We start from the raw sequence: 14,438 nt of genomic DNA, 5'->3' as shown, positions 1-14,438 counted from the left end.
CCGGCAGCCGGCGACGGGGCCCCGCGGCTCGTACCTCCGTACGCCCCGTGCGCCCCGCGCGCCGGGCGCACACCCACGGCTGAGCTCGACCTATTGCACCACCTGAGGGACCGCTGAGGAGCGCGCGGATGAGTGCCGCAGACACGACCACTGCCAAGATGCCGCCGCCGCGGCAATCGCCGCCGCCGGGCGGGGGAAGCGGGTCCCCTCAGGGGCCACGCAGACAGCGCACGGGCGGGGCGGCCACCCCGTGGGCGCTGCTCGCCCCCTGTCTGCTGATCCTCGTCCTGGTCCTCGGTTACCCGCTGGTCCGGCTGGTCACACTCTCCTTCCAGAAGTTCGGCCAGGCCCAGCTGTGGGGGTTCCAGGACCCCGAGTCGGTCGGCTTCGACAACTTCACCGCGATCCTCGGCGACAGCCAGTTCTGGCAGGTCGTCGTCCGCACCATCGTCTTCGCCGGCGGATCGGTCATCTTCACGATGGTCGTCGGCATGCTCATCGCCCTGCTCCAGCAGCGCGTCTCGGGCTGGGTGAAGACCCTCATCAACATCGCGCTCGTGGCGAGCTGGGGCATGCCCATCATCGTCGCCACCACCGTCTTCAAGTGGCTCTTCGACTCCGACTACGGCATCTTCAACGCCCTGCTGAGCAAGCTGCCCGGCGTCGACATGGTCGGCCACAACTGGTTCGCCAGCGGCCCCCAGGGCCTCGCCGTCATCATGCTCCTGGTGGTCTGGGGCGCCGTGCCCTTCGTGGTCATCACGCTCAGCGCGGGCCTGACCCAGGTCCCCAAGGAGATGGAGGAGGCCGCGCGCCTCGACGGAGCCGGCGCCTGGGGCGTCTTCCGCTTCGTCACCCTGCCGATCCTCAAGCCCATCATCGTGATGCTCACGACGCTCTCGGTGATCTGGGACATGGGCGTCTTCCCGCAGGTCTTCGTGATGCGCAACGGTCACCCCGAGGACGAGTTCCAGCTGCTCACCACCTACTCCTACGACCGGGCGTTCCAGGTCAACGACTACGCGCAGGGCTCCGCGATCGCCCTGATCACGGTGATCCTGCTGCTCGGCGTCGTCGCCGTCTACATGCGCCAGATGCTCAAGATCGGAGAGGTCGAGTGAGCGCCACCACCGCCCCTGTGCAGCAGGGGAAGCCGAACAAGCCGGGCAAGCCCGGGAAGGCAGCCCCGGTGACGATCACCGCCGACAGCGGCCGCCGCAAGTCCAAGCTCGGCTGGAACGTCATCGGCCTGATCGTCTTCCTCGTCGCCGGCTTCCCGGTCTACTGGATGGTCAACACGGCGTTCAAGCCCGCCAAGGACGCCATCGACCCGGACCCGAGCCTGTTCCCGACCGGGTTCACCCTCGACAACTTCAAGCGCGCCCTCGACATCTCGGACTTCTGGGGCCCGGTCGGCCGCAGCCTCGTCGTCTCGCTCGTCGTGGTCGTCATCGGCATCATCATCGGCATGCTCGCGGCGCTCGCCATCTCCCGGTTCGCCTTCCGCGGCCGCAAGATCGTGATCGTCGGCATCCTCGCGGTGCAGATGGTGCCGCTGGTCGCCATGATCATCCCGGTCTTCCTGCTCCTGAACGACCTCGACCAGTACGACAAGCTCTCCGGCCTGGTCATCACGTACCTGACGTTCATCCTGCCGTTCACGGTGTGGACGCTGCGCGGATTCATCGTCAACATCCCCAAGGAGCTGGAGGAGGCCGCCCAGGTCGACGGGTGCACCCGCACCGGCGCCTTCGTCCGCGTCGTCTTCCCGCTGCTCGCCCCCGGCATGGTCGCCACCTCGGTCTACGCCTTCATCCAGGCCTGGAACGAGTACCTGTACGCCCTGATGCTGATGAGCCAGAAGCACCAGACGGCCACGGTCTGGCTCGGCAACTTCACCACCAAGCACGGTACGGAGTACGCCCCGATGATGGCCGGATCCACGATGATGGCTGTGCCGATTGTGGTTCTGTTCCTCTTCGTCCAGCGCAAGATGGCCGCGGGTCTCACCGCCGGCGCCGTGAAGGGATAACGCCACCTGATGACGACACTCGCACACGGTACGGACACCCTCACGCGGGATGCCCTGACGGTCCTGCAGCCCGGCTTCCCGGGCACGACCGCGCCCGACTGGCTGCTGCGCCGGGTCGGCGAGGGCCTGGCGTCGGTGGGCCTGTTCGGCCGCAACATCGCCTCCGCCGAACAACTGGCCGCCCTCACCGCCCAGCTGCGGTCCGAGCGGGACGACATCCTGGTCGCCATCGACGAGGAGGGCGGCGACGTCACCCGCCTCGAGGTGCGCACCGGCTCGTCCTTCCCCGGCAACCACGCGCTCGGCGCGGTCGACGACACCGACCTGACCCGGGCCGTCGCCCTCGAACTGGGCCGCCGCCTCGCCGCATGCGGCGTCAACCTCAACTGGGCGCCGTCCGCCGACGTCAACGCCAACGCGGGCAACCCGGTCATCGGCGTCCGCTCCTTCGGCGCCGACACCGACCTGGTCGCCCGGCACACCGCCGCGTATGTGGCGGGCCTGCAGTCCGCGGGCGTCGCCGCCTGCACCAAGCACTTCCCCGGGCACGGCGACACCGCGGTCGACTCGCACCACGACATGCCGCGCATCGACGTCGGCCTCGACGTCCTGCACGCCCGTGACCTCGCCCCGTTCCGCGCGGCGATCGCCGCGGGCTCGCGCGCCGTGATGAGCGCCCACATCCTGGTCCCGGCGCTCGACCCCGAGCGTCCGGCAACGTTGTCCCGCCGCATCCTCACCGGCCTGCTCCGCGAGGAACTCGGCTACGACGGCCTCATCGTCACCGACGGCATGGAGATGCAGGCCATCTCCGCCACCTACGGCATCGAGCGCGGCAGCGTCCTCGCCATCGCGGCCGGCGCCGACGCGATCTGCGTGGGCGGCGGCCTCGCCGACGACGAGACGGTGGTGGCGCTCAGCGACGCGCTGGTCGCGGCCGTACGGTCCGGGGAACTGGCCGAGGAGCGGCTCGCCGACGCGGCCGCCCGGGTACGCGCCCTCGCCTCGTGGACCTCCGACGCCGCGGGCAGGTCGGGCGGCGCGCCCGCCGACCCGGAGATCGGTCTGGTCGCGGCCCGGCGCGCGCTGACGGTGACCCGGTCCGCCGGATACGCGCCGGCGGCCGCCGGCGCCCCCGTCCACGTCGCGGCGTTCTCCCCGGTCGCCAACATCGCGGTCGGCGACGAGACCCCCTGGGGCGTCGCCGCCGAACTCGAACGCCTGCTGCCCGGCACCACCACCGGCTCCTACACGGGCGCCGACGCGGGAGCGGCGGCGCTCGCCGCGGCGGGGGAGCGGCGCGTCATCGCCGTCGTCCGCGACGAGCACCGGCACGGGTGGATGGCCGGCGCCGTCGACGCGCTGCTCGTGGCGCGGCCCGACACGGTGGTCGTCGAGATGGGCGTCCCGCAGGCCGCCCCGCGCGGCGCTCTGCACATCGCCACGCACGGCGCGGCCCGCGTCTGCGGCGTGGCTGCCGCCGAGGTGATCGTGGGGGCCTAGCCCCCTTGGACCGGATCCCGGCTTCCGGCTCGTCGTGGCTGGTCGCGCAGTTCCCCGCGCCCCTGAAGCACGCGCTTCGCGCAGCTTCCCCTGGGGCGCACGGAGTGTGCCTCCCAGGGGCGCGGGGAACTGCGCGAGAAGCCCCACCGGGCGGTCACCCGACGACGAGACAGAAAAAGGTGCCGGCCCCCATCAAGGGGGCCGGCACCTTTTTGCCGGGTCCAGGCGGAGCCTAAAGGCCCTGCCACTCCGGCTTGTTGGCGTAGGTGTGCCGGAAATAATCGGCCAGCTTCAACTTCGACGCGGCGGCCTCGTCCACGACGACCGTCGCGTGCGGGTGCAACTGGAGCGCCGAAGCGGGCACCACCGAGGCGATGGGACCCTCGACGGTGGCGGCGACCGCGTCGGCCTTGCCCTCACCGGTCGCGAGCAGCACCAGATGACGGGCTTCGAGGATGGTCCCGATGCCCTGCGTGATGACGTGCCGGGGAACCTGACCGAGGTCGCCGTCGAAGAACCGCGCGTTGTCCGCGATGGTCTGCTCGGTCAGCGTCTTGATCCGGGTCCGCGACGCGATCGACGAACACGGCTCGTTGAACCCGATGTGCCCGTCGGTCCCGATCCCCAGCAGCTGCAGATCGACACCCCCGGCCTCGGCCAGCGCCTTGTCGTACGCCTCGCAGGCCGCCTGCACGTCCTCGGCGCTGCCGTCGGGACCGATGAAGGACTCCTCGCCGAGCCCGAGCGGCTGCACGACCTCGCGCAGCACCGTCGCCCGGTACGACTCGGGGTGCCCGGTCGGCAGCCCCACGTACTCGTCGAGCTGGGCGATGCGCGCCCGGGACGCGTCGACCTGGCCTGCGCCGACCTTCGCCGTCAGCGCCTGGTAGATGGGCAGCGGGGTCGAGCCGGTGGCCACACCGAGCAACGCGTCGGGCTTGCGCCGCAGCAGCTGGGCCATGGCTTCGGCGATCAGCTCGCCACCTGCCTTGGCGTCCGGAACGATCACAACTTCCACGAAGGGCCTGCCGTTCTGGTCAGAGGGGACGGGGAGAACCGGAGTTCATGTGGTATAGACCAATCTAGCAGAGCGGGGCCCCACCGGTCAGGCCCTTCACGCACCCGCTCCGACCATGCTCGACGCTGCACGAGGGGTCGGCACCTCGAAGGGGTCCGACCTGCCCGGACCGGGACCGCGCCGAGCTCGGACCCCGCTTCACTGGGCGCCGCGCGCCACGGGCGGCCACAGTGGAAGGAGTCCGGCCGTGCCGACCCCTCCGAGGTGACCCGTATGACCGCCACGCCCGAGCAGGAACGGCCCGGCCGGATCATGGCCCGCGAGATCCGCGAGCAGCCGGACGTGCTGCGCCGCCTCCTCGGCACCGGCGCCGCGCGCATCCAGGACGTGGCCCGCCAGGTCGCCGCCCGCGCCCCGCGCTTCGTCCTCCTCACGGCCCGCGGCACCTCGGACAACGCGGCCCTCTACGCCAAGTACCTCCTGGAGATCCGGCTCGGCCTGCCCTGCGGTCTCGCCTCCATGTCCACCACGACGGCGTACGGCGCCCGGCCCGATCTGCGCGACGTCCTCGTCGTCACGGTCAGTCAGTCGGGCGGCTCACCCGATCTCGTCGCCTCGACGAAGGCGGCCCGCGAGGCCGGCGCGATCACCCTCGCCGTGACCAACAATCCGGACTCCCCGCTCGCCGCGGTCTCCGAGCACCACATCGACATCATGGCCGGGCCGGAGAAGGCGCTGCCCGCGACGAAGACGTACACCGCGTCCCTGCTCGCGCTCTACCTCTTCGTGGAGGGGTTGCGCGGCGCCGACGGCTCGGCCGTGGCCGCCGTCCTGCCCGATCTCGCCGCCGATCTGCTCACCCGGCAGGACGAGGTCCGCACCCTCGCCTCCCGCTACCGCTTCGCCGGGCGCATGGTGATCACCTCCCGTGGCTATGGCTACCCGACCGCCAAGGAGGCGGCCCTCAAGCTGATGGAGACCAGCTACATCCCCGCCCTCTCCTACTCCGGTGCCGATCTGCTGCACGGCCCGCTCGCCATGGTCGACAACATCTCCCCGGTCATCGCCGTGGTCACCGACGGCAGGGGCGGGCTCGCCCTCCAGCCCGTCCTCGACCGGCTCCGCGGCCGCGGCGCCGATCTGATGGTCGTCGGCCCCGAGGCCCAGGTCGCGCGGGCCTCCGCCGGCTTCGTGCTGCCCACCGCCGGGGTCGCGGAGGAGGTGCAGCCGGTCCTGGAGATCCTCCCGCTCCAGCTGCTCGCGTACGAGGTGACCATCGCCCGCGGCCAGGACCCGGACGCCCCGCGTGCCCTCGCCAAGGTCACCGAGACCCGATAGCCGCCCGTCGCCCCGCTCCCGGTCCGTTCCATCGCGTCGCCCCCGACTATCTGTATCGATCGCTAGTGAAATGACCGTAGCGCAGATCCGGCCCAGTTTTCTAGTGACCGCTATAGAATTCACCCCATGGCGACCAAGCAGCGCGGGCGGCCCCGCTCCTTCGACCGGGAGACCGCCCTGGAGAAGGCCATGCGCGCCTTCTGGGAGCACGGGTACGAGGCGACCTCCGTCGCCGACCTGACCCGCGAGATGGGGATCGGCGCCCCGAGTCTCTACGCCGCGTTCGGCGACAAGCGCACCCTGTTCGAGGAGGTCGTGCGGGTCTACGGCACCACGCACGGCGCGGGCCCGGACCGCGCCCTCGCGGAGGAGCCGACGGCTCGCGGCGCGATCGAGCGGCTGCTGCGGGAGGCGGCCGGCACGTTCACCGACCCCGCGCTCCCGCACGGCTGCCTGGTCGTCCACGCCGCGACGAACTGCACCACCCCCGAGGTCGAGCAGGTCCTGCGCGAGGAGCGTGCCGCCGCCATCGGTGCCATCACCGACCGGCTGCGCCAGGGCGTCGCGGCGGGAGAGCTGCCCGATGGTACGGACACCACGGGCCTCGCCCGCTGCTTCGCGGCGGTCTTCCAGGGCATGTCCCAGCAGGCCCGTGACGGCGCGAGCCGGACCGAGCTGGAGTCCGTCGCCGCCCTGGCGATGGCGGTCTGGCCCGGAATTGAACCCACCTGTTCCGGCACGCGTGGTGGAGGACGTACGTTGGAGTAACCGTGGGCACGCGGGCCGGAGGATGTCGTAGGAAGAGACGACAACAATCCTCTCCCGATGCATGGACATCGGAGAATGGTCTAGTCCACAATGCGTAATTGAGACCTCCGCCCTCCCCGCACAGGAGGACGGACAGAGGACCCGCCGCTCTCTGCCCTGACTGCGTCGGCTCCTCGATCGGCACCTGGGACCGCACACCTGGAAGCCGATGCACCTGAAGGGCTGCGGTGCCAGGGAAAGGGCTGAGGGTCCCTACCCCCGGCGCCGCGGCTCGTCGGTCGTTTCGGGACCGTTCGGGCCCTTCCCGACCGGCAGGTACGCTCGCCTGGTGCCCTCCATGAACGATCTCGTACGCCAGCACACCGCCCTCGGTGACTCCGACCTCGAGTGGCTCCATCTGCTGGTCTCGGAGTGGCAGCTGCTCTCCGACCTCTCCTTCGCCGACCTCGTGCTGTGGGTGCCCACGCACGACGGCACGCGCTACGTCTCCGTCGCGCAGATGCGCCCCAACACCGGACCCACGTCCTACCAGGACGACATGGTCGGCCACCTGGTGCCGCGCGGCCGCCGCCCGATGCTGGACGCCGCGCTCGACGAGGGCCGCATCGTGCGCGAGGGCGACCCCGAGTGGCGCGAGGAGGTCCCGGTCCGGGTCGAGTCCATCCCCGTCCGCCGGGAGGGACGGGTCCTCGGGGTCATCGCCCGGAACACCAACCTGCTGACGGTGCGGACCCCCTCCCGACTGGAGCTGACCTATCTCCAGTCGGCGTCGGACCTGGCCCAGATGATCGCCGCCGGATCGTTTCCGTTCCCGGGGCAGCAGGTCGACATGGACGCGTCCCCGCGCGTCGGCGACGGCCTGATCCGGCTCGACGCCGACGGCGTCGTCCAGTACGCGTCCCCCAACGCGCTGTCCGCCTACCACCGGTTGGGCTTCCAGGCCGACCTGGTCGGCCACCACCTCGGCAGCACGACCGCCGAACTCGCCCCGTCCCGCGGTCCGGTGGACGAGGCGCTGGCCAAGGTCGCCAGCGGCTGGGCCCCGCGCGAGTTCGAGATCGAGGGCGAGGAGGGCTCGATCCAGCTGCGCGCGATCCCGCTCAAGCCCAAGGGCACCCGCATCGGATCCCTGGTCCTCCTGCGCGACGTCACCGAACTGCGGCGCCGCGAGCGCGAGTTGATCACCAAGGACGCCACCATCCGGGAGATCCATCACCGGGTGAAGAACAACCTCCAGACGGTCGCCGCGCTGCTGCGCCTCCAGGCCCGGCGCATCGAGTCGGACCGGGGGCGCGAGGCGCTCGAAGAAGCGGTCCGGCGCGTGGGCTCCATCGCGATCGTCCACGAGACGCTGTCCCAGAACCTGGACGAGCGCGTGGAGTTCGACGAGATCGCCGACCGGGTGCTCGCGATGGTCGCGGAGATCTCCCCGGGCCAGGTGACCGGCCGGCGCACCGGCCGGTTCGGCATCCTCGACGCCGAGGTCGCGACGCCGCTGTCCATGGTCCTGACCGAGGTGCTGCAGAACGCACTTGAGCACGGTTACCGCCAGGGCGACACCGGAACCGTCGAGGTGTCGGCGGTGCGCGGCGGTACGAGCAAGGAGACCCGCCTGCTGATCACCGTTCAGGACGACGGTGTCGGTCTGCCCGAGAACTTCGACCCGAAGCGGGCCGGCAACCTGGGGCTGCAGATCGTACGTACCTTGGTGGAGGGCGAGTTGGGCGGAACGTTCGACATGGTGCCCGCACCCGAGCGCGGCACCCGGGTCATCCTCGACATCCCCGTGCGCTCCCAGAAGTAGGACGCGCGTACGCACAGCAGAGAGCCCCGGACCGTGGAACGGTCCGGGGCTCCATACTCGCGTGCTCGGGTCATGTCCCGGGCTGAGCCTGGGGGAGCATCGGGGGTACTGCGCGCTGCGGCTCGGGGGCGGGAGATGCGTACTCGCTGTACGCGCCGCCGGGCTCAGGCTCGTGAGGGGTGGGGAATCAGGCGGAGGCCTGACGGGCCCGGTTGCGAGCGGCGCGGCGCTTCATTGCGCGGCGCTCGTCCTCGCTGAGGCCACCCCAGACGCCGGAGTCCTGGCCGGACTCGAGCGCCCACTGCAGGCACTGCTCCATGACGGGGCAGCGGCGGCAGACGGCCTTGGCTTCCTCGATCTGCAGCAGCGCAGGACCGGTGTTGCCGATGGGGAAGAAGAGCTCGGGGTCTTCCTCGCGGCAAACGGCGTTGTGACGCCAGTCCATGGCTGCTACCTCTCCTTGGTATTACGTGCAGGTTGCTTGTGAATGTGAACGCTTTCACGAATCCCTCAACAAGTGAAGGGCCGAACGTCACATACGCGACGGTGGTCCGTTGCTTTGAGGAGGGGATTCGGGCTCTCTGTGGGGCCGATGTTGCGGGCCGTCCCGAGCGCCATGTAGAGATTCGCAAACCTCGGCGGCGGATACAACCCCTTCAGGAAAGTTTTTTTTGATTCCTCGGTGTCGGCTAGGTCACAGCCGTACTTCCATGGGGTGGAGCCCAGCCCAAACGTTCGAGATAAAGGACTTTGGGCCCTTCCACTCACACAATCACACGCAGTGCACGGCGTACGCCTGTGAACGTCACGCTCGTACGCAGCCCCAGGTGGTCACCGTCCATCTGGAGGGGCAGGGGCGCCTTCGAATGCAAGGTGAAGTCGGTGAGGTCGTGAAGCGTGACCGCGTTCTTGCCACGGGGGCCGCGTTCGGGTGTCGACATCAGCAGCTGGGTGCCGTAGCGGGTCACCGCCGGGGTCGACAGTTTCTTGAGTCCGAGCACGTCAAGGCCGGTGTCGAAGGACGCCTGGGGCGTCGGATACAGCGGCCGGTTGCCCAGGAAGGACCACGGCGAGGTGTTGCTGACTATGGAGACGACCAGATCCGTGACCGGGTCCTCGCCCGGTCGTTCGAGCGTGATCGTGCCGTGCCGGCGGTCCTGCTCGCCGAGGAACTGGCGCACCACCTGTCGCACATACAGAGCGTGCGTCGAACGCTTGCCCCGCTCCCGCTGCTGCTCGACCCGGCCGACCACACCCGCGTCGAAGCCGAGGCCCGCGCTGAAGGTGAACCAGCGCGACGGCACCGCCTCGTCCTCCGTGCCCGGTGTGCCCGCGGCGAGCCCCAGGCCCACCGTGCGCTGCCGGCCCTCCCGCAGGGCGTCCAGGAGCTGTCCGGTGGCCTCCACGGGCTCGTTCGGCAGCCCCAGGGCGCGGGCGAAGACGTTCGTGGAACCGCCGGGGACGACGGCGAGGCCCGGCAGCCGGTCGAGGTCGGGGCCGTCGTGCAGCAGCCCGTTCACCACCTCGTTGACCGTGCCGTCGCCGCCGAGGGCGACGACCAGCTCGATGTCCTTGCTCTCCGCGGCCTGCCGGCCGAGGTCCCGGGCGTGGCCGCGGTACTCGGTGGTGACGGCCTCGAGCTTCATCTCGCTCGCCAAGGCGTGGATCAGCACATCGCGCGTGCGCGCGCTGGTGGTGGTTGCCGCCGGATTGACCACGAGAAGTGCACGCATGCAAGGCAGCGTACCTAGCGGCCTTGATCGCGCCCAGACCGAGGTAGGAGTCGGGTAAGAACGCCGCCGTGGGCGGGGGCTACTCTGCAAAGGTGACCTCAGAGCAGAATCCCGCCCCCGAGACCGCAGCGGACGAAGGCCCGCGCCCCGGCCGGCTGACCGCCGCCGCCGCCCTGGCCGGACTCGAAGGAGCCGCGCTCGTCGCGGGCGGCTGCTACATGCTGGTCGCGGGGCTCGCGGGACACCCCGACAATCCGGAGCAGGCCATCACCGGCGGGATCACGCTGATCGTGCTCGCCCTGCTGCCGCTGCTCGCCGCCCGCGGCCTGCTGGCCCGCAAGAGCTGGAGCCGCGGCCCCGCGATCATCACGCAGATCATGGCGCTGCCCGTCGCCTACACGCTGCTCCAGGCCGACAGCGCGGCCATCCCGGGCGGCATCGTGCTCGGCGTGGTGGCGGTCGTGGCCCTGGTGATGCTCGTCAACCGGGAGACGACCCGCGCGCTCGGCATCCGGACACCGGGAAGCACGCAGGAATCCAAGTAGACGCCGCTCTACGTGTGGGAAGGCGCCCGGTGCGATGTCCGCACCGGGCGCCTTCCCACACGTACGGGGAGCGCGCGCTCACTCCTCCACGAGGAGCCGCTCGCGCAGCTGCGCGAGCGTGCGCGCGAGGAGGCGGGACACGTGCATCTGGGAGATGCCGACCTCCTGGGCGATCTGCGACTGCGTCATGTTCCCGAAGAAGCGCAGCAGCAGGATGCGCTTCTCGCGCGGCGGCAGGTCCTCCAGGAGCGGCTTGAGGGACTCGCGGTACTCGACGCCCTCCAGCGCCTCGTCCTCGGCGCCCAGGGTGTCGGCGACCGCGGGGGACTCGTCGTCCGTGTCGGGGACGTCCAGGGACAGCGTGGAGTACGCGTTCGCCGACTCCAGGCCCTCCAGGACCTCCTCCTCGGAGATGGCCAGCTTCTCGGCCAGCTCATGGACCGTGGGGGAGCGGCCGTGCATCTGGGACAGCTCGGCCGTCGCCGTCGTCAGGGCCAGCCGCAGCTCCTGCAGCCGGCGCGGGACGCGCACGGCCCAGCCCTTGTCGCGGAAGTGCCGCTTGATCTCGCCGACCACGGTCGGAGTCGCGTACGTGGAGAACTCCACTCCGCGCTCCGGGTCGAACCGGTCCACCGACTTGATCAGACCGATCGTCGCGACCTGCGTGAGGTCGTCCAGCGGCTCTCCGCGATTGCGGAAGCGGCGCGCCAGGTGCTCGACCAGCGGCAGATGCATGCGCACGAGCTGATTGCGCAGCTCCGCGTACTCCGTACTGCCGTCCTTCAGGGTGCGCAGCTCGATGAACATCGCGCGTGCACCACTGCGGTCCTGCGGATCGCGTCGGCCGTGCTGCTGGCCGTGTCGCTCGTGGTCGCTCATCAATCCCGCCCGTCGCGCGCCCGATCCCCCTGAACCCCCGCGAACGTCGGCCCCGGTGGTCGGTGCTGCCTGCTGTAGCGCCCTCGTCGCCGGGTCCGCCCGGTCTTCCGGATGTGGCCTGGCCTGCTGTTCGGGAATGGCGGTGGTCAGCCGTCGCGTCCCGCCCGAGCCGTCGGCCGGGAGATCCCGTGTGCCGCGTTTGTCGTCCCGCACCGGACCTTCCCCGTTCATCACGCCGGGCCGGGGCCCGCACCGCGCTTCTTGTAGAGGCTGATCGAGACGGTGTTGTCCTCGGCCACCGAGGAGTCGACCTGGCCCGCGAGGGCCGACAGCACCGTCCAGGCGAAGGTGTCGCGCTCCGGGGCCCGGCCGTCGGTGGTCGGTGCGGAGACCGTCACCTCCAGCGAGTCGTCGACGAGGCGGAACACACAACTGAGAACGGAACCGGCGACGGCCTGCTGGAGCAGGATCGCGCAGGCCTCGTCGACCGCGATGCGCAGGTCCTCGATCTCGTCCAGGGTGAAGTCCAAACGCGCCGCAAGACCGGCCGTGGCCGTCCGCAGCACCGACAGGTAGGCACCCGCAGCCGGCAGCCGGACTTCCACGAAGTCCTGATTCCCGGGCTCGCCTGCAAACTGGGACACCCTCACCTCCAAGGTGGTACAAGCACTTTCGGGCTCCGGAGGTGTCGTCCCCCGGGTGACACGCCACATATATCTGCGGTGACGCTACCGCGCGCCCGACTTTCCTGTCCCGGGGACCCCCGGCCCATTGCTGTCACTCATAGTAAGCCCACGGGCACGGACAGTGGCTAGAGGGTGTGCGGGCCCAATTGGAAAGAGGGGGCGCCGGGTTGACGTACCCAGGTGCCCGCCGGTCGAATCCCGATGCCGCCGCGGATCAGACGAGAGCGGTGTCCACGAAGCACCAGCGCCAGCTCTCACCAGGCTCGAAGGTGCGCATCACCGGGTGTCCGGTCTCCTTGAAGTGTTCGGTCCCGTGCTTGTACGGCGACGAGTCGCAACAGCCGACGTGGCCGCAGACCAGACACAGCCGCAGTTGCACAGGGTGACTGCCGACGGCCAGACACTCCAGACAGGTCTCGCTCAGAGGAGCCGGCTCGGGGTGCGGCAGCGTGTCGACATGCGAGCACTCGTTCATGATGGCCAGGTTACGACGGGTGGCGTGATCACGTGGGGCGAAAGGTGGGGCATGGACGTATTGCCGCTGGTGGGACTGGTCGCGGTGAGTGCCGCGGTGGCGGGGGCGGCGCGCAGGACACCGGTGCCGGCGCCCCTGCTGCTGGTGGCGGCCGGTCTGGTCGCCTCCTATGTGCCGGGGGTCCCGGAGTACGCCCTGGACCCGCACATCGTGCTCCCGCTGATCCTGCCGCCGCTGCTGCACACCGCGGCCCTGGAGAGCTCGTACCTCGACCTGCGGGCCAACATCAGGCCCGTGGCGCTGCTGTCCGTGGGGTACGTCCTGTTCGCCACGGTGGCCGTGGGCTGGCTCGCGTACGAGCTGATTCCCGATCTGCCGCTGACCGCCGCGCTCGTCCTGGGAGCGGTGATCGCGCCGCCCGACGCCGTGGCGGCCACGGCGATCGCCCGGCGGGTGGGGCTGCCCTCGCGGATCACGACCATCCTCCAGGGCGAGTCCCTGGTGAACGACGCGACCGCGATCACCGCCTACAAGGTGGCGCTCGCCGCCGCCGTGGGGGAGGGGGCCAGCTGGGCGGGCGGTATCCGGGAGTTCCTGGTGGCGGCCGTCGGCGGGGTGGGCGTCGGGCTGCTGCTGATGGTGCCGCTGCACTGGCTGCGCACGCACCTGAAGGAGGCGGTGCTCCAGAACACGCTCTCCCTGCTCATCCCCTTCGTCGCGTACGCGGCAGCCGAGCAGGTCGGGGCGTCCGGGGTGCTCGCCGTGGTGACCGTCGCGCTCTACCTGGGGCACCGGTCGTGGCAGGTCGACTTCGAGACACGGCTCCAGGAGGCGGCGGTGTGGAAGGTCGTCGCCTTCATCCTGGAGTCGTCGGTCTTCGCCCTCATCGGGCTGCAACTGCGGGTGGTCCTCGGTGGCCTCGGCGAGTACAGCGTCGCGCAGGCCGTCTGGTACGCGATCGGGGTCTTCCTCCTCGTCGTCGTGGTGCGCTTCGTGTGGTCGTATCCGGCGACCTATCTGCCGTGGTGGATCTTCCCGCGCGCGCGGGAACGCGAGGACGACGTGGACTGGCGCAAACCGCTGATCGTGAGCTGGGCCGGGATGCGGGGCGTGGTGTCGCTGGCCATCGCGTTCTCGATCCCGCTCGTGACGGAGAGCGGGGAGGCCTTCCCCGCCCGCAACCTGGTGCTCTTCCTGACGTTCACGACGGTGATCGGCACGCTGGTCGTGCAGGGTCTTTCGCTGCCGCCGCTCATCAAGGCGCTGAAGCTGCCGGGACGGGACGTGCAGGCCGAGACGCTGGCCGAGGCGCAGGCGCAGAGCACCGCGTCGACGGCCGCGGAGGAGCGGGTGGACACCCTGATGCTCGACGAGCGCAATTGCCTGCCACAGGCCCTTCAGGACCGTCTGCACACCGTCCTGGAGCGGCGGCGCAACGCCGTGTGGGAGCGGCTCGGCCAGCCCAACCCGGTGACCGGGGAGTCCGCCGACGACACGTACCGGCGGCTCGCGCGGGAGGCGATCGCGGCCGAGCGGGAGGTCTTCGTACGGCTGCGCGACGAGCGGCGCATCGACGACGAGATGATGCGGACGCTGCTGCGCAAGCTGGACCTGGAGGAGGCCGCCGCCTACCGGGAGGTCGACGACTGAGCCGGGG

The 14,438-nt window shown here is 70.5% G+C and carries 14 protein-coding genes; 8 read left to right on the top strand and 6 right to left on the bottom strand.

Going from position 1 to position 14,438, the window contains the following annotated elements:
• Positions 1 to 128: 128 nt before the first annotated feature.
• From ABZ930_RS02185 to ABZ930_RS02175, 3 genes are all read left to right on the top strand, one after another.
• A complete protein-coding gene (locus tag ABZ930_RS02185; RefSeq protein ID WP_361539973.1) occupies positions 129 to 1,121 on the top strand; it encodes a sugar ABC transporter permease in 993 nt (330 codons plus the stop codon).
• Positions 1,122 to 1,189: 68 nt separating this feature from the next.
• Entirely contained in the window at positions 1,190 to 2,032 is an 843-nt protein-coding gene (locus ABZ930_RS02180; RefSeq protein WP_361540376.1) for a carbohydrate ABC transporter permease, read from the top strand.
• Between the two features lie 9 nt (positions 2,033 to 2,041).
• Positions 2,042 to 3,535, top strand: coding sequence for a glycoside hydrolase family 3 protein (locus ABZ930_RS02175; protein ID WP_361539970.1), 1,494 nt, complete (start codon positions 2,042 to 2,044; stop codon positions 3,533 to 3,535).
• A 232-nt stretch (positions 3,536 to 3,767) separates the two neighbouring features.
• Here ABZ930_RS02175 and nagB read toward each other — a convergent pair whose 3' ends face one another.
• On the bottom strand, positions 3,768 to 4,553 hold the full coding sequence (gene nagB / locus ABZ930_RS02170) for a glucosamine-6-phosphate deaminase (protein WP_361539967.1): 786 nt from the start codon (positions 4,551 to 4,553) through the stop codon (positions 3,768 to 3,770).
• A gap of 273 nt (positions 4,554 to 4,826) precedes the next feature.
• Between nagB and ABZ930_RS02165 the strand changes: the two genes are divergently transcribed.
• From ABZ930_RS02165 to ABZ930_RS02155, 3 genes are all read left to right on the top strand, one after another.
• Entirely contained in the window at positions 4,827 to 5,891 is a 1,065-nt protein-coding gene (locus ABZ930_RS02165) for an SIS domain-containing protein (RefSeq protein ID WP_361539964.1), read from the top strand.
• Between the two features lie 126 nt (positions 5,892 to 6,017).
• A complete protein-coding gene (locus ABZ930_RS02160) occupies positions 6,018 to 6,659 on the top strand; it encodes a TetR/AcrR family transcriptional regulator (protein WP_361539961.1) in 642 nt (213 codons plus the stop codon).
• Between the two features lie 337 nt (positions 6,660 to 6,996).
• Positions 6,997 to 8,463, top strand: coding sequence for a PAS domain-containing sensor histidine kinase (locus ABZ930_RS02155; RefSeq protein ID WP_361540374.1), 1,467 nt, complete (start codon positions 6,997 to 6,999; stop codon positions 8,461 to 8,463).
• Positions 8,464 to 8,650: 187 nt separating this feature from the next.
• On the opposite strand, the gene ABZ930_RS02150 is transcribed toward ABZ930_RS02155, so the two are convergent.
• On the bottom strand, positions 8,651 to 8,908 hold the full coding sequence (locus ABZ930_RS02150; protein WP_016639615.1) for a WhiB family transcriptional regulator: 258 nt from the start codon (positions 8,906 to 8,908) through the stop codon (positions 8,651 to 8,653).
• Positions 8,909 to 9,227: 319 nt separating this feature from the next.
• Positions 9,228 to 10,196, bottom strand: a complete 969-nt coding sequence (locus ABZ930_RS02145; RefSeq protein WP_361539958.1) for a diacylglycerol kinase family protein — start codon at positions 10,194 to 10,196, stop codon at positions 9,228 to 9,230.
• A 92-nt stretch (positions 10,197 to 10,288) separates the two neighbouring features.
• Between ABZ930_RS02145 and ABZ930_RS02140 the strand changes: the two genes are divergently transcribed.
• A complete protein-coding gene (locus ABZ930_RS02140; RefSeq protein WP_361539955.1) occupies positions 10,289 to 10,741 on the top strand; it encodes a hypothetical protein in 453 nt (150 codons plus the stop codon).
• A 78-nt stretch (positions 10,742 to 10,819) separates the two neighbouring features.
• On the opposite strand, the gene ABZ930_RS02135 is transcribed toward ABZ930_RS02140, so the two are convergent.
• The 3 genes from ABZ930_RS02135 to ABZ930_RS02125 form a co-directional block, all read right to left on the bottom strand.
• Complete coding sequence (locus ABZ930_RS02135) at positions 10,820 to 11,854, bottom strand: RNA polymerase sigma factor SigF (protein ID WP_361539952.1); 1,035 nt, start codon at positions 11,852 to 11,854, stop codon at positions 10,820 to 10,822.
• On the bottom strand, positions 11,851 to 12,264 hold the full coding sequence (locus ABZ930_RS02130; RefSeq protein ID WP_207827272.1) for an anti-sigma regulatory factor: 414 nt from the start codon (positions 12,262 to 12,264) through the stop codon (positions 11,851 to 11,853). The genes ABZ930_RS02135 and ABZ930_RS02130 overlap by 4 nt, the downstream gene beginning before the upstream one ends.
• A gap of 256 nt (positions 12,265 to 12,520) precedes the next feature.
• Entirely contained in the window at positions 12,521 to 12,781 is a 261-nt protein-coding gene (locus ABZ930_RS02125; protein ID WP_361539948.1) for a UBP-type zinc finger domain-containing protein, read from the bottom strand.
• A gap of 51 nt (positions 12,782 to 12,832) precedes the next feature.
• On the opposite strand from ABZ930_RS02125, the gene ABZ930_RS02120 reads away from it, so the two are divergent.
• Positions 12,833 to 14,431 carry a Na+/H+ antiporter gene (locus ABZ930_RS02120; RefSeq protein ID WP_361539945.1) on the top strand — a complete coding sequence of 533 codons (1,599 nt, stop codon included), beginning with the start codon at positions 12,833 to 12,835 and terminating at the stop codon, positions 14,429 to 14,431.
• Positions 14,432 to 14,438: the final 7 nt, after the last annotated feature.

Source organism: Streptomyces sp. NPDC046716, assembly GCF_040645755.1.
Taxonomy (GTDB): Bacteria; Actinomycetota; Actinomycetes; order Streptomycetales; family Streptomycetaceae; genus Streptomyces.
The sequence above is the reverse complement of the archived record's forward strand: the minus strand, read 5'-3'. Positions and strand labels throughout refer to the sequence as shown.